Genomic DNA, 17,370 nt, shown 5'->3' with positions numbered 1-17,370 from the left:
AGATATTTTCGCTAGCACGTAATATCTCTATCGGGAAAAGACAATGCCCCACCGAAAGGTGGGGCATTTTTTTGTTTGGAATAAAGTGTGGTTCAAAATTTTGGTGAAGGGATAGTGCTTGTGAAGATATATCGCTGGTGAAGATATATCGCTGGTGAAGATATAGTGCTTGTGGAAACATAATGTCGATGCATAGAGTTATACTTCGGCAGAAACCACTCGGCCGCTAAAATATTCATTCGAAACAATATACTCAGTGCTGCGAATCAACTCGTCTTGAACTTCAGCCCAGTGTTGATCATCGACTTTCCCTGATAAATGATGAATTGCAGGAACTACCCCCCCAACTCGAATATTGAATGGGTTGAGCTCCTTGGCCCAACTTGTTGTGAAACCAGAGACCATCGATGTCGCACTTTCAACGCCAGAGAAGTCGTGATAATTGTCGTGGGAAATTACATTGACTATCACCCCTTTTTTACCTCCTAACCTCATTCTTTCTGCGCTAACTTGCCCAAAACTAAAAAGTGTAGAGGCCATCTCTGAGAGCTGTTCAACAAATGGCTTTGCAGGCTGATTGCTCGTTAACTTAGGCATAGGTGAGCTTGTCCAACAATTAACAAGCACATTGGGAGCTGCATCAAAATGGTTTTGAATTAAATCGAGCAAGGTGTGAATGGATTGTTCAGAAGAGCTGGCTATCGGAAAAGGAGCGACATGATCAGAAATCTGCAAGCAGTGATGATAGGTTTCCATTAATGATATTGAATCCTGGTCACAAAGCGCTACCTTTGCCCCCAGCTTGGCAAAATGGGTCGCGAGTGTGCAGCCAAGCCTTGAGCCTGCGGAAGTCACTAATATAATTGAATTTTCTATATCCATAATATTCCACGCGAGAACCGCATCATCCTGATCTATTTGTAAGTGGTAAAGCTAGGATGGTTGAAAAATTAATTAGGTGGTGTGAAAAGCATCAAACATTTTTAGTTAGCCTAAATCTATGCTTTGTTTACTTGGGCTACCTCACAAAAATACCAGCCAAAACATAGCGATTATTATAAATAAGACAAACGCAGGAGGTTGGGATTAGGCTTGTTGCTGAATTTGATACTGGCGACTAGCAAAATTTAGCTGTGCGTAGAGGTCAGTGGGAACTGAAATCTCGGGTTTTTCAGATTTTGATTCACGTAAAATACGGCGTTCATGACCTGATAGGTTGTGGTAGACATCTTCAGGGAAGTCCTGAGTATCTTGTGGCATGAACGCTAGAGGCGTCGGGCAGAGGTAGTGGCTGAGTTTGGCACTTGCCATTCCTGCTTCATAAAAATGTTCAGCCTGACGGGCAGAAATCGTGTACGAGTCACTATCAGAACGCAAAGCTTGCGGTTTCGGTACACCAAGTTGATTACGCAGAATAGACTCACTACTGAGCGATTCAGTAACGGTTTCTGCGGGGATGCAGTCTCGCACATCATTGGAGAACATCGACATTATTAAAGCGAAATCAGCACGGCGACCTTGTTCGACAGCATGGCTAATGCCTGTACCGAATTGAAGTTCGTTGATGATTCCAGCTTTATCTAAAGTGTGTAATTGCATGTGACCTCTCGCTTGATAATTATTTAGCGGCAGGAGATGAAATAACTTTAGGCTCTTATTGCGTTGAAAAGTGAGGATTTATGGGAGGTAAGCATCTGTAGTCATAGGAAAAAGAAAAGCCAACATCAATGATGCTGGCTTTAATATTCGGTTTAGCTCGCTATCTCAAATAGAGAGATTACTTCGCTAGGTTTTCTTCTACGAAAGACCAGTTTACTAGTGACCAGAATGCAGCCATGTAATCAGGACGTACATTGCGGAAGTCGATGTAGTAAGCGTGTTCCCATAGGTCAACAGTAAGCAGTGGTGTTACACCTTCGTCAGTCAGCGGAGTTGCTGCGTTAGAAGTGTTAACAATAGCTAGAGAACCGTCAGCGTTTTTCACAAGCCAAGTCCAAGATGAACCGAAGTTGTTGATTGCTGAATCTGTGAATTTCGCTTTGAATTCTTCGAATGAACCAAATGCAGAGTCAATTGCTGCTGCAACTGCACCTGTTGGAGCGCCGCCAGCATTTGGAGCAAGACAGTTCCAGTAGAACGTGTGGTTCCAAATTTGTGCTGCGTTGTTGAAAACACCGCCAGTAGAAGTCTTAACGATTTCTTCTAGAGTTTTGCCTTCAAATTCAGTTCCAGGAATCAGACCATTTAGCTTAACAACGTAAGTGTTGTGGTGTTTACCGTGGTGGAAATCTAGAGTTTCTGCTGAGATATGTGGTTCTAGTGCGTCTTTCGCGTAAGGAAGAGCTGGTAGTTCAAATGACATTGCGAATGTCTCCATATAGTTGAAAGATTGAGTTCTTTCGGTGGCTTCCAATGATTTATTATAGTTATACCGACCCAAATATGAGTTGATTACTTGCATCGGTATTCGTCGAATTCTGACTTGGATTTATTTTAGCAAGTTTTTACTTTATTAAAAGGCATAAATGAAAAATTATTGTAATTGTATTGTTTCTATTACTTACCTCTCATAACCACAAATATTATGTGCTTTTTATTCTTGGCTAATGGGTTAGAATGTTCTTAATGACTGCAGTACATCCATTAAGAGGATCCGATGGAAACTATCGACAAAATCAAACAGCAAATCGAAGAAAACACAGTACTTTTATACATGAAAGGCTCTCCTAAGCTACCTAGCTGTGGCTTTTCTTCACAAGCATCACAAGCATTAATGGCATGTGGTGAGAAATTTGCTTACGTAGATATCCTACAAAACCCAGATATCCGTGCGGAGCTTCCTGCTTATGCACAATGGCCGACTTTCCCTCAACTATGGATTGACGGTGAGCTAATTGGTGGTTGTGATATCATTTTGGAAATGTTCCAAAAAGGTGAACTTCAACCATTAGTAAAAGAAGCTGTGGCTAAAGTTGCTGGTGATGAAGAGTAATCGTCTGGATCATTAACTTTCCAGAGTAGTATAAAAGGAGCTAATATAGCTCCTTTTTTGATCTCAAATACGAATGCCTCAAGATTATGAGTGGCGGAGATAGGCGATGAAAGTAAAACTGTATTACGTACACGATCCAATGTGCAGTTGGTGTTGGGGCTATAAGCCAACGTTAGAATTACTCAAGCAGCAATTGCCGAGTAGCATTGAGTTTGAATATTTAATGGGAGGGCTTGCTCCTGACTCTGATGTTCCGATGCCGCTAGAAATGCAGCAGAAATTACAAAGTATTTGGCACCAGATCGAAGAGCAATTAGGCACGGAGTTCAATCATGAGTATTGGACAACATGTCAGCCAGTTAGAACTACTTATCCTGCGTGCCGTGCCGTTATCGCGGCAGGTTTTCAAGATCGCTATCAAGAGATGCTGGAAGCGATTCAACATGCCTATTACTTGCGAGCGATGCCTCCGCACGATGTTGACACTCATCAGCAGTTGGCTGAGGAGTTAGGGTTAGACCTACCGTTATTCATTAACGACCTTAATGGAAAAGTGGTAGAAGAAGAATTCGACGATCAATTAAGCTTATCTCGTAGCCTTGGGGTGCACTCTTACCCAAGCTTAGTTCTTCAGGTGAATGATAGTTACTTCCCCGTTGCAGTTGATTACCAATCTACAGAGCCGACATTAAAAGTGATTCGAGAGAAAATTGTCGAACTAGTGTCACTCAATAAGTAAAGCTCAGCAATAAACAATAGATATAAAAAATGCGCTAACTATTTAGCGCATTTTTGATCGGCAGGTGAAACGTATCATTTGCGAATAAAAATGTTTACTCGCCCGTGTCGTTTAAAGCACCATCGCCGCAATCCAACCAAAGATGATCAGTGGGATATTATAGTGAATAAAAGTTGGGACAACGGTTTCCCAAATGTGTTCATGTTGTCCATCTGCATTCAAACCAGAGGTCGGGCCTAAGGTTGAATCGGAAGCTGGCGAACCCGCATCACCAAGAGCGGCTGCTGTACCAACCAGAGCAATGGTCGCCATTGGAGAAAAACCGAAAGCGAGTGCAAGTGGGACGTAAATGGTGGCAAGAATTGGAATCGTCGAGAATGATGAACCAATTCCCATCGTAACAAGTAGACCAACAATCAACATCAGTAATGCGGCTAGAGGTTTGTTATCTCCAATACTGGTTGATAGTGCTTGAACTAAAGATTCGACACCACCCGTTTGCTTCATTACAGCAGCGAACCCAGCGGCTGCGATCATAATAAAGCCAATCATCGCCATCATGTGAATGCCTTTGCTAAAGACATCGTGAGTCTCTTTCCAAGCAATGACGCCACCAAAAGTAAATACCATGAAACCAGCTAAAGCCCCGATAATCATCGAGCCAGTATAAAGTTGCACAGTTAATGCGACGATAATACCGACTAAGGCAACCAGAATGTGTTTTTTGTTAATCGCTGCAGGCTCGTTATGAACGACGGTTAACTCCGTCTCTTTGTATTCGCGTGGCTTGCGGTAGCTAAAGAAAATAGCGGTCAGTAAACCAAAAATCATACCCATAGCCGGGAGTAACATTGCGGTTGGAACTTGACTCGCCACCACACCTTCTAAGCCATTATCATGCAGGTTTTTCAGCAGAATATTGTTCAGAAAGATCCCGCCGAAACCAATAGGTAGCACCATATATGGCGTGATTAAACCAAATGTCAAAACACAAGCAACAAGGCGACGGTCTAACTTTAGTTTTGCAAATACTGCCAAAAGAGGTGGGATTAAAATTGGAATAAAGGCGATATGCACGGGAATGACATTTTGAGATGACATCGTTACGAGCACAAGAGCAACCAATACAATGTATTTAAGGCCAGTACTGGCAGCGGCATTTTCTTTGCCATGGATATGCTTGATGACGTTTTGAGCCAGTAAATCGGTAATACCTGATTTAGAAATGGCGACAGCAAAAGTGCCCAACATGGCGTAGCTAAGAGCGATAGTAGCACCACCGCCTAAGCCACTTTCAAAGGCAGAAACAGCGTCATTAAGACTCATTCCTGAAACCAGTCCACCAATGATGGCACTAAATGTCAATGCAACAACGACATTCACGCGCATCAATGCTAAAACCAGCATGATACATACGGAAATAACAACAGGATTCATATTTTTCTCGGTTAAGTTGTGTTTAGCTCGTCTTTATTAGAGAAGAGTAAAAGTTTTATTGATTTGTTTCGGTCTCTTCAATAAGCGGCCAGCCACCTAAGGCTTTCCATTTATTGACGATGCCGCAGAAGAGTTCAGCTGTTTTTTGAGTATCGTATAGTGCCGAATGCGCTTCTTTATTGTCGAAATCCATCCCTGCAGTTTTACACGCCTTAGCCAGAACGGTTTGGCCATAGGCGAGGCCACTTAACGCTGCTGTGTCAAAAGTAGCGAAAGGATGGAAAGGGACTCTTTTTAATTTGCAGCGGTTACTTGCTGCATTAACGAAATTCAGGTCGAAAGTAGCATTATGAGCAACCATGATCGCTCGGCTACAATTGGCATCTTTCTGCTCTTTTCGAACTAATTTGTAGATCTCTTTGAGTGCTTCTTGTTCACTGACGGCGCCACGTAAAGGACTAAATGGGTCTCTTATGCCATTAAATTCAAGCGCTTCTTTTTCTAGGTTTGCCCCTTCAAAAGGTTCAACATGGAAGTGAATAGTCGAGGCTGGGTGTAGATCACCATGTTCATCCATTCGTAATGTGATAGCACAAATTTCTAAAAGCGCATCGGTTTCCGCATTGAATCCTGCGGTTTCTACATCAATAACTACTGGAAAATAGCCACGAAAGCGTTTCTTTAGGGTTAGTGCTTCATTTTTTACAGTCATGTTGGCTCAAATCTGGGTAACAATGCCTGCATTATTGCAGATTCTAACAGTGATAAAAACCAAAGAAATAGAATAATAACCAAAAGATAAATAACTATTTGGCGAGGTTTTTGCATAATTGAAGGTATAAAAATAAACGGCAATATGTCGCCGTGTAGAACCGTAATTGAGAGATATTCGCCCTTATGAATAAATTGGTCGTGACAAGTAGTTTACTGATGTCCGTTTTGGTATCACCTGTTTCTATGGCGATAGAAAAGCGTTATGTAGCGACGCCTCAACAATCTACTTGGGAAATGGTAACCAACTCACCGTTGGAGTGCCGTTTGGTTCACCCAATACCAAACTATGGTGATGCAGAGTTTTCATCAGCCGCGGGTAAAAAAATCAATCTCGATTTTGAACTAAAAATGAGACGCCCGATGGGGGAAACTCGCAATGTGAGTCTCATTTCTATGCCTCCTGCATGGAGGCCGGGTGAAAATGCTGATCGAATCACTAACATCAAATTCTTTAAACAATTTGATGGGTATATTGGTGGGCAAACTGCTTGGGGGATTTTGGGGGAATTGGAGAAAGGTCGCTATCCGACTTTCAGTTATCAAGATTGGCAGAGTCGTGATCAGCGAATTGAAGTCGCTTTGTCGTCGGTTTTATTCCAAGCAAAATACAATGTGTTTAGCGATTGTATCAGCAATTTATTGCCTTATTCGTTCGAGGATATTTCGTTTACGATTCTTCATTATGAGCGCGATAGTGACAAATTAAATAAAGCATCACGAAAGCGCTTAAGCCAAATTGCAGATTATGTACGATACAATCAAGATATAGACTTGGTTCTTGTGGCGACCTATACCGACTCTAACGGCAGTAAATCTAGCTCTCAGGATTTATCTGAACGTCGTGCAGATTCATTACGCGAATATTTTAAATCGCTGGGATTACCGGAAAATAGAATTCAAGTGCAGGGTTATGGTAAACGTCGTCCAATTGCAGATAATTCATCGCCAATTGGTAAAGATAAAAACCGCCGCGTGGTGATATCTCTAGGACGAACTCAAATCTGATATTAAAAAAATAGGGCAGTGTTGTACTGCCCTATTGCCATTGATAGCGTGTATCATTTATAGCATGTTGGTCACGACTCGTTCGAGCTTACAGACCAGACGATGCTTGGCTATTCTGAATAAGTTCAATCATGTAACCATCAGGGTCTTTAACAAATGCGATGTGAGTTGACCCGCCTTTTACAGGGCCCGCTTCACGAGTGACATTCCCACCCGCCGCTTTAATTGCATCGCAAGTCTTATAAATGTCATCAACACCAATAGCGATATGACCAAATGCACCACCATGATCATACTCAGTTGTGCCCCAGTTATAAGTCAACTCAATCACAGAACCTTGTGACTCGTCTCCATAACCTAGGAAAGCAAGTGTGTATTTATATTCAGTGTTTTCATTTTTACGCAGTAGAGTCATACCCATTACATTGGTGTAAAACTCAATAGATTTGTCTAAATCACCCACACGAAACATTGTGTGAAGAATACGACCGTTTGACATGATTTGCTCCTAGCAATTGTATTTGAAATCGTTCCTCAATTTTTTAGCGCCTTTCTATACGTCAGTTTTCTCTTTAAACTCACATAAATCTTCGATAAGGCAACTGCCACAGCGAGGTTTTCTGGCTATACAAGTATAACGTCCATGAAGAATTAACCAGTGATGAACATCAAGCTTGAACTCTTTCGGTACGACGTTAAGTAACTTGGCTTCAACATCATCCACTGTTTTCCCCATAGCAAACTTGGTGCGGTTAGACACACGGTAAATGTGGGTGTCAACGGCAATGGTCGGCCAACCAAAGGCGGTATTAAGTACAACGTTTGCAGTTTTTCTTCCCACACCAGGTAAAGCTTCCAGTGCTTCACGGTTCTCAGGAATTTCGCCATTATGCTTATCTAACAATAGGCGACAGGTTTTGATGACATTCTCAGCTTTGGAGTTAAAAAGCCCAATCGTCTTTATATACTCTTTGACTCCATCGACACCTAAGTCGAATATCGCTTGAGGAGTATTGGCAACCGGATATAGCTTATCTGTTGCTTTGTTGACACTCACATCGGTTGCTTGAGCGGAAAGAAGAACGGCAATCAAAAGTTCAAAAGGGCTGTTCCAGTTGAGTTCTGTTTCTGGCTTCGGGTTATTTTCTCGAAGCCGTTTGAGTATTTCAAGGCGTTTTGTTTTGTTCATGTTGGCTGCTTCTAGAGTATTGTTTTATTTATATTTATTATCGTTAATTCGTTTTAGGTTCGATTGAGAACAGCTTTAGCTTGTCACGCGTGCACGTTCAATCGTCGCTTTTTCTGCTTTTGGCTGTTTAGATTTGTTTCTTGCATCGATGACATTTTTTAAGGCAATGAGGAAGCCGACACCAATGAATGCTCCTGGCGGGAGAAGTGCGAGAAGGAAGCTGCTGTCAAAATGGAATACCTCAATTCGAAGTGATGCGGCCCAGTCACCAAGTAGCAAATCAGCACCATCAAATAGCGTTCCGTTGCCGATGAGTTCTCGCATTGCACCGAGCAGAACGAGAACGGATGTCATGCCTAATCCCATCCAAAAACCATCTTGGGCTGAAGGTAGAACGGCATTTTTTGACGCGAAGGCTTCTGCTCGACCAATAATAATGCAATTGGTGACAATCAGAGGGATGAAAATACCAAGTGATAGATATAAGCCATACGCATAGGCGTTCATCAGTAGTTGAACACAAGTGACTAAAGAAGCGATGATCATGACAAAAACTGGAATTCGGACCTCTTTAGGTACGTAATCTCGTACTAATGAGACAATAACATTCGAACCCACTAGAACCAGTAGTGTTGCAATACCTAGCCCAAGAGCGTTGGTGACTGTGGATGAAACAGCAAGCAGAGGGCATAGGCCAAGCAACTGAACTAGGGCTGGGTTATTGTCCCATAAACCGTTTTTGATCAGGGTTTTATGATCACTCATCGCTGCCTCCACAGTTAAATGCTTGGTTATATAAAGTATGACTATTTTTGTTTACGTAAGAGACGGTATCTTTAACTGACCCTACAACGGCTCTTGGCGTGATTGTTGCCCCAGTAAATTGATCAAACTGTCCGCCATCTTTCCTTACTTTCCAATCAGACTCATTCTGCTCAGTCAGTTTTTTCCCGGTAAAGCCTAATATCCAGTCCGATACGCGTAGATCGACTTTATCACCTAAGCCGGGAGTTTCCTGATGCGATAAGACTCGTGTCCCAGTAATGCTGCCATCTGCCTTAATGCCAACAATCAGTTTTATAGCACCGTTATATCCGTTAGGGGCAATGGCTTCTATTGCAATAGCGCTCGGCTCGCCATTCAGAGTCGCAATATAAGCGGGCATTGATTGGTTCGTCCCTAAGGCAGGATCGTTTACTAGTGTACATGAACGATACAGTTCATTGTCATGAAGCGCCGGAGGGATCACTTGGTTGAGAACCGATAATAGTTGCGCTTCTTCCTGCTGTTGAATGGCATCTTTAGTTAGATACTGGGTGACAGCGACCAAACCTGTTGATGCGCAGGCAAAGATCGCAAGTGTCAGACCGTTTTTTTTAATCGCGGTTAGCATATGATTCCTTAATGCCCGTATGTTCTAGGTTTTGTGTAGTAATCAATAAGAGGCACGCACATATTGGCTAAGAGTACAGCAAAGGCGACGCCATCAGGAAAACCGCCCCAACTGCGAATGATGAAGACCAAAGCACCAATGAAAGTGCCATAAATGAGCCTACCTTTAATTGTTGTCGAAGCTGATACTGGATCGGTAGCGATAAAAAATGCTCCAAGCATGGTTGCGCCCGATAGTAGATGTAAAATAGGCGATGCCGTTTCTCCTGGCGTAAGCAGCATGAATAAGCCACTGGTAATTACTAGACCACCTAAAAATGCGGCAGGGATATGCCATTGAACCACTCTAAGTTTTATCAAGGCTAACCCACCGACAAAGTACGCTAGGTTAACCCATTCCCATCCTATTCCAGCGATGCCGCTAAATTGTGGTTGCGCCAGTGCTTCACTTGTTGTGTTCCCAGCATGAAGTGCCGTTTTAAAGGCATCCAATGGTGTTGCCATAGTGACGCCATCAATCCCTACACGGATCTGTTGCAGAGATAGCCCTTCAGTATTAAAGCCACTGAATATCAATGAAAAAGCGTTATTAAATGACATGCTGTCAGCGACTAATTGGTCGGGAGCAATCCAACTCGTCATTTGAACTGGGAATGAGATCAATAAAACCACATAAGCCACCATTGCGGGGTTAAATGGGTTTTGACCAATTCCACCGTACAAATGTTTTGCAATTACGATGGCAAAAAACAGACCGATAACGATAATCCACCAAGGTGAAAGGGGAGGAATAGCAACGGCAAGTAACCATGCGGTGACTAAGGCACTGTTGTCTCTTAACGCGGAGAGCGGAGATCGTTTTCGAAGTAGCATTACTCCTGCTTCTAGGGTAACAGCGACAGCAATTGCAAGAACCAGTTGAATTAGGGTTCCCCATCCAAAAAAGTAGGTTTGAGCAATTAATCCCGGTAGTGCGCAAATTGCAACCCACTTCATCAAATCGGGTGTGCTACGACGGCTATGCGCGTGTGGCGAGCTGGCAATAAAAAAGGCCATTACTCATTCTCCTCGTTATCTTGCATCTGTTTTGCTTTACGTGCTTTGGCGCGAGCAATGGCTGCGGCGACGGCGGCTTTTTTCGGGTCAACTGCTGGTGTTTGTTCCGTGGTTTCAAGTTCCACGATATCCGCCAGTAAGTTTTTCGTTTTAGATGTTTCTTGAACCGTATCGACATCAGCGTCCAATGTCGGTGTCATTTCTGTTTTTTCCGTTTGTGCTTTGCGCGCTTTCGCACGAGCAATGGCAGCCGCGACAGCTGCTTTTTTCGGATCGGCTGGTGGTGCTTGCTCTGCGACTTCAAGTTCGACTAAGTCAGCCAGTAAATCTTTCTTTTGTAGCGCTTCTGAATCGATCTCTGCACCTGAGGCGGTTTTTGTTTCCGATTCAGTTTGTTTCGCTTTACGGGCTTTAGCGCGAGCGATGGCAGCGGCAACAGCCGCTTTTTTAGGATCCGCAGCTGGCGCTTGTTCTGCGCTTTCGACGGCTAGTTCATCACTTGCTTGAACGGTTTCAACAGCGTCAACGGTTTCCGATTCCGCTTGTTTCGCCTTACGGGCTTTAGCGCGAGCGATGGCAGCGGCAACCGCAGCTTTTTTCGTGTCTGCTGGCGCTTGCTTTGTGCTTTCGACGGCTAGCTCATCACTTGCTTGAATGGTTTTAACAGCGTCAACGGTTTCCGATCCCGCTTGTTTCGCCTTACGGGCTTTAGCGCGGGCGATGGCAGCGGCAACCGCAGCTTTTTTCGTGTCTGCTGGCGCTTGCTTTGTGCTTTCGACGGCTAGCTCATCACTTGCTTGAACGGTTTCAGCAGCGTCAACGGTTTCCGATTCCGCTTGTTTCGCTTTACGGGCTTTAGCGCGGGCGATGGCAGCAGCTACAGCATCTTGCTTGCTTGGAGCTTCTGAATTGTCTGCCTTTATGTCCTTGTTTGCTTTTTTCTCTCTTGCCTGACGTTTACGCTCTTCACGCAATTTCATCATCTCTGAATTATCAGGTTCAGATTTACCGTCACTCTGTGCTGCAGCTTGTTTTGCTTTTGCACGAGCGATTGCCGCAGCAACCGCAGGTTTAACGACTTTTTCTGGCTGAGCAGTTGGCGTTGATTGCTGAGCTTTAACACGAGCAATTGCAGCTGCAATAGCATCATCACCGCCCGTTTTTTTCATCTCTTGGCGACGGTTATCGGCTGCTTTTTTAAATCGGTTTTCTCGTTCTGCTTTATCTCGTTCAAGACGTGCGTTTTTCTCTTCAAAACGAATTCGAGCTCTTTCGGCAGAATCCGCTTCTTGTTTACGAGTCTTTATTTCCGATTTCGCTTGTCGGTAGTATTGCACTAGCGGTATTTCACTCGGGCAAACAAAGGCACAAGCGCCACACTCAATACAATCTTTTATATTGAGTTCTTCACATTTGTCGTACTCTTCGGCTCTTGCATGCCACTGGAGTTGCTGAGGCAATAAAGAGGCAGGACAAGCTTCCGCACATTGGCTGCATCGAATACACGCCATTTCATGACGATTTGGTGCAATCTCTTTACGAGTTGGAGCTAAAATACAGTTGGTCGTTTTAGTGATTGGTACGATCGCATGAGGGAGAGTGAATCCCATCATCGGCCCGCCCATGATTAAGCGCGGGAATTTTTTATCTGCGCTATAGCCAAACTCATTAAGCAAATCCTGAACAGGTGTGCCAATAAGCGCCCATACATTGCGCTCTTGCTTAAATGTTTTTCCGGTGAGTGTGATGACTCGCTTTATCAGCGGCTCCCCATCAACAACGGCACGTTTTATTGCGTGCAGTGATCCAACGTTTTGAACCAAAATACCAATGTCAGCTGGAATGCTACCTACAGGTACTTCTTTGTTAGTGAGGATCTTAATCAGCTGCTTTTCGCCACCTGAAGGGTACTTCGTTGGAATCACACGAATAACAATATTCTTGTTAATCGCTGCAATTTCTAGCGCTTTAACCGCTTCAGGTTTGTTGTCTTCAATACCAATAATGGTGAGTTTAGGCTTCAGAATCTGCTCGACAATTTCGATGCCTTGGATAAGTTCGTCGGCGTGCTCTTGCATCAATTTATCATCAGCTGTGATGTAAGGTTCACATTCAGCAGCATTGATGATCAGAATGTCGGTTTTCGCCAATCCAGATTGAATTTTCTTTGCTGTTGGGAAGCCTGCGCCACCCATACCGGAAACACCCGCTTGTCGAATGATCTCAATTAACTGTTCAGAAGGGAGCTGTGAAAAATCAGGATGAGTCGTTCTCTCAATCCACTCCTCTTTATTATCCGGTTTGATTACGATGCAAAGCTCGGATAAGCCAGAAGGATGAGCGGTGGTTCTTGGTTCAATAGCGGTGATCGTGCCGGATGTTGGAGCATGAACAGGCAGCATAAAACTCATGGTGTATTTTGTTAAGGCTTGCCCTTTAAGCACTCGGTCGCCCACATTAACAATTAAGTCACCTGCTTTACCTATATGTTGCTTAACCGGTAAAACTAGCTCGCTTGGTGTTGAAGCATTTGAAATAGCGTGTTGATTTGATTGCTTTTTGTTTTCGGCAGGATGAACGCCACCAGGAAAGTCCCACAGTGCGCCAGTACGAATTTGTTCAATTAATGACAACATACCAATCCTTATGCTTGAGAGTGTGGCGGCTGAGAGCTACCTACATCTGAGTTGGTAATATCAACAACAGGAATCGTGTTCATTTGCCATTTCCAATTTTCAGTTGTTGTTTCAAGTGGGATCATCTCGATACAGTCAGTAGGACAAGGTGCTACACAGAGATCGCAACCTGTACATTCATCTTTTATCACGGTATGAAGCGCTTTAGTGCCTCCGACAATAGCATCGACAGGACAAGCTTGGATGCATTTAGTGCAGCCAATGCACATATCTTCGTGGATGAAGGCGACCGTTTTGATGTTGTTTGTTAAGTCGTGGGCGGAGTCTTCTGCTTCTACACCCATTAGGTCAGCGAGCTTTTCAATGGTGGCTTGACCGCCGGGAGGGCATTTATTGATCTTGTCACCATTGGCGATCGCTTCAGCATACGGACGACAACCAGGGTAGCCACACTGACCACATTGAGTTTGTGGAAGAATGGAATCTATTTGGTCGACAATTGGGTCAGCTTCCACTTTGAAGCGGATAGATGCAAAACCAAGAATGACACCAAAAACGGCGGCAAGAACAACCAAGGCAAGTATTGCTATTAGAATGCTATTCATTACAACTTCACCAAACCAGTAAAGCCCATAAATGCCAGAGACATTAACCCTGCGGTGATCATTGCAATTGACGCGCCTTTAAATGGGGCGGGAACATCAGCCGCAGAAATTCGTTCACGCATTGATGCGAATAGGATAAGAACCAGAGAGAAACCTACCGCAGCACCAAAGCCATAAATAATGGATTGAATAAAGTTGTGGTTTTCATTCACGTTCAGCAACGCTACCCCTAAAACCGCACAGTTAGTGGTGATGAGGGGTAAGAAAATACCCAATAAACGATAGAGAGTAGGACTCGTTTTATGAACCACCATTTCGGTGAACTGCACCACAACAGCGATCACGAGAATAAAACTCATGGTTCGTAAGTATTCGATCCCTAATGGAGCAAGAATATAGCTTTCAACGAGATATGAGCATACCGATGCCAGAGTTAGCACAAACGTAGTGGCAAGGCCCATACCTATTGCGGTCTCTAATTTCTTAGAAACCCCCATAAATGGACATAACCCTAAAAACTTCACTAGTACAAAGTTGTTTACCAGCACAGTGCCGACTAACAACAAAAAATATTCGGTCATAATAATTTTAGTCTGAAATTCCGATCCCAATATTATCCTGCTTTGCGAGTTTAATAACAACCAAGTAAAGCTAAGGTTTTATATAGATGATGGAAAATTAGTCGCAAAATCATGGAAATCGGTGGTGAGAATGAAATGCCGCAGCTTAGAACGCAAAAAGCCGTATCCTAAGATACGGCTTCTTTAAAATTGGCTCCCCCTGCAAGACTTGAACTTGCGACATACGGATTAACAGTCCGCCGTTCTACCAACTGAACTAAGGGGGAATTGCTTGAAAGCGGGGCGAATATTAACGACAGATTTAATACCTGTCAATAAAAAATTAGCGATAAAATTAAAATTATTTATTGAAAAAAAACTTTACTTTTTCGTAGCCCTTGCTGGCTTTGGGCTTGGTTTACTTATCCACCAAATTTGTGGATAAGTGTGTTAGTTAAAGTTTGATAACTGTTTTGGGCATAATAAAGGAGAGCGACAGCAAGACAGCCTTATCTTTAACTAATTGATTTTAGGGTTTTTTATTTGATTTATTGTTTTATTTGTTTTTTAGGATAAATAAAATTGGGGATAACATTGCTACTATTGGGGAAAAGACGTGGATGAAAAATTTTGAGAAAAGTACGAATAAAACCTGATGGGGCGAAGATAATAGCAAATATAAAAAACAGAATCTAGCGCTATTTCTAACCATTGTTGTCCATTTTTTTAAAGGTTTAAGTTGCATCTATGTGTGACCTATGGCGACAATGTCACTCTCCGGATTTGAGCAGCAATAGGTAGAGACAAACATGAGCAAAGTTTTTGATTTGGTATCTGAATATAAACCTTCAGGGGACCAGCCAACAGCGATAAAACAGCTATTAGAAGGGCTAGATAACGGTCTCGCTCATCAAACATTGTTAGGCGTTACTGGATCAGGCAAAACATTTACTCTTGCAAATGTGATTGCAGAAGCGCAACGACCTGCGATCATTCTGGCACCAAATAAAACGTTAGCCGCTCAGTTGTACGGGGAGATGAAATCATTTTTCCCTAATAATGCTGTGGAATATTTTGTCTCATACTACGATTACTACCAGCCAGAAGCTTATGTACCAACCACTGATACCTTTATTGAGAAAGACGCAGCAGTCAATAAACACATCGAGCAGATGCGACTGTCAGCAACAAAAGCACTACTAGAAAGAAAGGATGCGATTATTGTTGCGTCGGTTTCTGCTATTTATGGCCTTGGTGATCCTGATTCCTATTTGAAAATGATGCTGCATATACGCAGGGGCGATATTTTAGATCAGCGTGATATTTTACGTCGCTTGGCTGAATTACAGTATTCTCGAAATGATATGACATTTGAACGAGGTCAGTTCCGAGTCCGTGGTGAAGTAATTGATGTATTCCCTGCTGAATCTGAACAAGATGCGGTTCGAATCGAGATGTTTGATGATGAAATTGATTGTATTAGTATTTTTGACCCATTGACGGGGGCTGTGAAGCAGCGAGATCTGCCACGTTATACGATCTATCCCAAAACTCACTACGTCACTCCGAGAGAGAAAATACTCGAAGCCATAGAGAAAATCCGCAAAGAGCTCGAAGAGCGTCAAACCTACCTTAAAGAGAATAATAAGCTGGTGGAAGAGCAACGGATCTCGCAGCGAACTCTGTTTGATCTTGAGATGATGAATGAACTCGGTTTCTGCTCAGGCATCGAAAACTATTCTCGTTATTTGAGTGGACGTAAAGAAGGTGAAGCACCACCAACACTGTTTGATTACCTTCCTAGGGATGGGCTGCTTGTCATCGATGAATCTCACGTTACGGTTCCGCAAATTGGTGCCATGTATAAAGGTGACCGTTCTCGTAAAGAGACCTTGGTAGAGTTTGGCTTTCGGTTACCGTCAGCGCTAGACAATCGTCCAATGATGTTTGATGAGTTTGAATCCATTGCCCCGCAAGCCATATTTGTGTCGGCAACTCCAGGCAATTATGAATTAGACAAATCAGGCGATGACATTGCAGATCAGGTCGTACGTCCGACAGGGTTGCTCGATCCAGAGATCGAAGTTCGTCCGGTTGCTACGCAGGTCGATGATTTACTTTCTGAAATTCGCATACGATCCGCGAAAGGTGAGCGAGTTTTGGTTACCACACTCACAAAGCGTATGTCAGAAGATCTCACCGAGTACTTACATGAGCATGATGTCAAAGTTCGCTATTTACATTCTGATATTGATACCGTAGAGCGAGTTGAAATTATTCGAGACTTAAGATTAGGCGAGTTTGACGTGTTAGTGGGCATTAACTTACTAAGAGAAGGGTTAGACATGCCTGAGGTGTCTTTAGTGGCAATTTTGGATGCCGATAAAGAGGGTTTTTTACGTTCCGAACGATCTCTCATACAGACGATTGGACGTGCGGCACGAAATCTAGAGGGTAAAGCAATTTTATATGGTGACAGAATCACCAAGTCGATGAAAAAAGCGATTGATGAAACCGGAAGACGCCGTATAAAGCAGCAACAATACAATGAAGAGCAGGGAATTGTGCCACAAGCTCTCAAACGTAATATTAAAGATATTATGGAGCTGGGGGATATTACCAAGTCAAGAAAACAGCGTGAATCGAAGCAAGTACCGCTATCTAAAGTGGCCGAGTCTTCCGCTGCGTATGAGGTGCTTTCGCCGCAGCAACTCGATAAAGCGATCAGTAAACTTGAAGGTGAAATGTACCAGCATGCGCAGAATTTAGAATTTGAACTAGCAGCGGCTAAACGTGATGAAATAGAGAAATTAAGGGCTCAGTTTATAGCAAATAGCTAACCTTCAATGTTGGGGTTATGCTCGCGGAAATTGAAACAAAAAAATAGCCAGTAGAAAGATTCTGCTGGCTTTAATTTGTGAAGAATAACTTCACTAACAACGTCAGTTGGCTAGGTGGCCCGAAGGCCATCTTTATATTTGCATA

The 17,370-nt window shown here is 43.2% G+C and carries 17 protein-coding genes and 1 tRNA gene; 4 read left to right on the top strand and 14 right to left on the bottom strand.

The window, feature by feature from the left end; genetic code table 11:
• Positions 1–198: 198 nt before the first annotated feature.
• From L4C39_RS05285 to sodB, 3 genes are all read right to left on the bottom strand, one after another.
• Entirely contained in the window at positions 199–882 is a 684-nt protein-coding gene (locus L4C39_RS05285) for an SDR family oxidoreductase (RefSeq protein ID WP_113799944.1), read from the bottom strand.
• A 204-nt stretch (positions 883–1,086) separates the two neighbouring features.
• A complete protein-coding gene (locus tag L4C39_RS05280; protein ID WP_429744865.1) occupies positions 1,087–1,599 on the bottom strand; it encodes a VC2046/SO_2500 family protein in 513 nt (170 codons plus the stop codon).
• A gap of 178 nt (positions 1,600–1,777) precedes the next feature.
• A complete protein-coding gene (gene sodB, locus L4C39_RS05275) occupies positions 1,778–2,362 on the bottom strand; it encodes a superoxide dismutase [Fe] (RefSeq protein ID WP_017053617.1) in 585 nt (194 codons plus the stop codon).
• Positions 2,363–2,656: 294 nt separating this feature from the next.
• Between sodB and L4C39_RS05270 the strand changes: the two genes are divergently transcribed.
• Positions 2,657–2,992 (top strand): Grx4 family monothiol glutaredoxin, encoded by a 336-nt coding sequence (locus L4C39_RS05270; RefSeq protein ID WP_017053618.1) that lies wholly within the window; start codon positions 2,657–2,659, stop codon positions 2,990–2,992.
• 106 nt (positions 2,993–3,098) lie between these two features.
• Positions 3,099–3,731 carry a DsbA family protein gene (locus L4C39_RS05265; RefSeq protein WP_017053619.1) on the top strand — a complete coding sequence of 211 codons (633 nt, stop codon included), beginning with the start codon at positions 3,099–3,101 and terminating at the stop codon, positions 3,729–3,731.
• A gap of 111 nt (positions 3,732–3,842) precedes the next feature.
• On the opposite strand, the gene L4C39_RS05260 is transcribed toward L4C39_RS05265, so the two are convergent.
• Both L4C39_RS05260 and rnt read right to left on the bottom strand, forming a co-directional pair.
• Positions 3,843–5,168: a Na+/H+ antiporter family protein gene (locus L4C39_RS05260; protein ID WP_113799950.1), complete on the bottom strand. Its 1,326-nt coding sequence runs from the start codon at positions 5,166–5,168 to the stop codon at positions 3,843–3,845.
• Between the two features lie 55 nt (positions 5,169–5,223).
• The gene (gene rnt / locus L4C39_RS05255) at positions 5,224–5,880 is read right to left on the bottom strand and encodes a ribonuclease T (RefSeq protein ID WP_017053621.1); all 657 of its coding nucleotides are present in this window, start codon (positions 5,878–5,880) and stop codon (positions 5,224–5,226) included.
• A 185-nt stretch (positions 5,881–6,065) separates the two neighbouring features.
• Here rnt and motY point away from each other — a divergent pair, with 185 nt between their 5' ends.
• Positions 6,066–6,947 (top strand): flagellar protein MotY, encoded by an 882-nt coding sequence (gene motY / locus L4C39_RS05250; protein ID WP_113799952.1) that lies wholly within the window; start codon positions 6,066–6,068, stop codon positions 6,945–6,947.
• Positions 6,948–7,035: 88 nt separating this feature from the next.
• On the opposite strand, the gene gloA is transcribed toward motY, so the two are convergent.
• From gloA to L4C39_RS05205, 9 genes are all read right to left on the bottom strand, one after another.
• Complete coding sequence (gloA, locus tag L4C39_RS05245; RefSeq protein ID WP_017053475.1) at positions 7,036–7,446, bottom strand: lactoylglutathione lyase; 411 nt, start codon at positions 7,444–7,446, stop codon at positions 7,036–7,038.
• 54 nt (positions 7,447–7,500) lie between these two features.
• Positions 7,501–8,136 (bottom strand): endonuclease III, encoded by a 636-nt coding sequence (nth, locus tag L4C39_RS05240; protein WP_017053476.1) that lies wholly within the window; start codon positions 8,134–8,136, stop codon positions 7,501–7,503.
• 75 nt (positions 8,137–8,211) lie between these two features.
• A complete protein-coding gene (locus L4C39_RS05235; protein ID WP_171757060.1) occupies positions 8,212–8,901 on the bottom strand; it encodes an electron transport complex subunit E in 690 nt (229 codons plus the stop codon).
• On the bottom strand, positions 8,894–9,529 hold the full coding sequence (gene rsxG / locus L4C39_RS05230; protein ID WP_017053478.1) for an electron transport complex subunit RsxG: 636 nt from the start codon (positions 9,527–9,529) through the stop codon (positions 8,894–8,896). The genes L4C39_RS05235 and rsxG overlap by 8 nt, the downstream gene beginning before the upstream one ends.
• Before the next feature lie 8 nt (positions 9,530–9,537).
• Positions 9,538–10,584: an electron transport complex subunit RsxD gene (rsxD, locus tag L4C39_RS05225; protein ID WP_429744860.1), complete on the bottom strand. Its 1,047-nt coding sequence runs from the start codon at positions 10,582–10,584 to the stop codon at positions 9,538–9,540.
• The gene (gene rsxC / locus L4C39_RS05220; RefSeq protein WP_429744858.1) at positions 10,584–13,220 is read right to left on the bottom strand and encodes an electron transport complex subunit RsxC; all 2,637 of its coding nucleotides are present in this window, start codon (positions 13,218–13,220) and stop codon (positions 10,584–10,586) included. The genes rsxD and rsxC overlap by 1 nt, the downstream gene beginning before the upstream one ends.
• An 8-nt stretch (positions 13,221–13,228) precedes the next feature.
• On the bottom strand, positions 13,229–13,825 hold the full coding sequence (rsxB, locus tag L4C39_RS05215; RefSeq protein WP_136994263.1) for an electron transport complex subunit RsxB: 597 nt from the start codon (positions 13,823–13,825) through the stop codon (positions 13,229–13,231).
• Positions 13,825–14,406, bottom strand: a complete 582-nt coding sequence (gene rsxA / locus L4C39_RS05210) for an electron transport complex subunit RsxA (RefSeq protein WP_017051484.1) — start codon at positions 14,404–14,406, stop codon at positions 13,825–13,827. The genes rsxB and rsxA overlap by 1 nt, the downstream gene beginning before the upstream one ends.
• 190 nt (positions 14,407–14,596) lie before the next feature.
• A tRNA-Asn gene (locus L4C39_RS05205) sits at positions 14,597–14,672 on the bottom strand.
• A 522-nt stretch (positions 14,673–15,194) separates the two neighbouring features.
• Between L4C39_RS05205 and uvrB the strand changes: the two genes are divergently transcribed.
• Positions 15,195–17,225: an excinuclease ABC subunit UvrB gene (gene uvrB, locus L4C39_RS05200; RefSeq protein ID WP_429744856.1), complete on the top strand. Its 2,031-nt coding sequence runs from the start codon at positions 15,195–15,197 to the stop codon at positions 17,223–17,225.
• The last annotated feature ends 145 nt before the right edge of the window (positions 17,226–17,370 follow it).

This window comes from Vibrio clamense (genome assembly GCF_050337905.1).
GTDB classification, from domain to species: Bacteria; Pseudomonadota; Gammaproteobacteria; order Enterobacterales; family Vibrionaceae; genus Vibrio; species Vibrio cortegadensis.
This window is presented reverse-complemented; position numbering and strand designations above follow the sequence as displayed.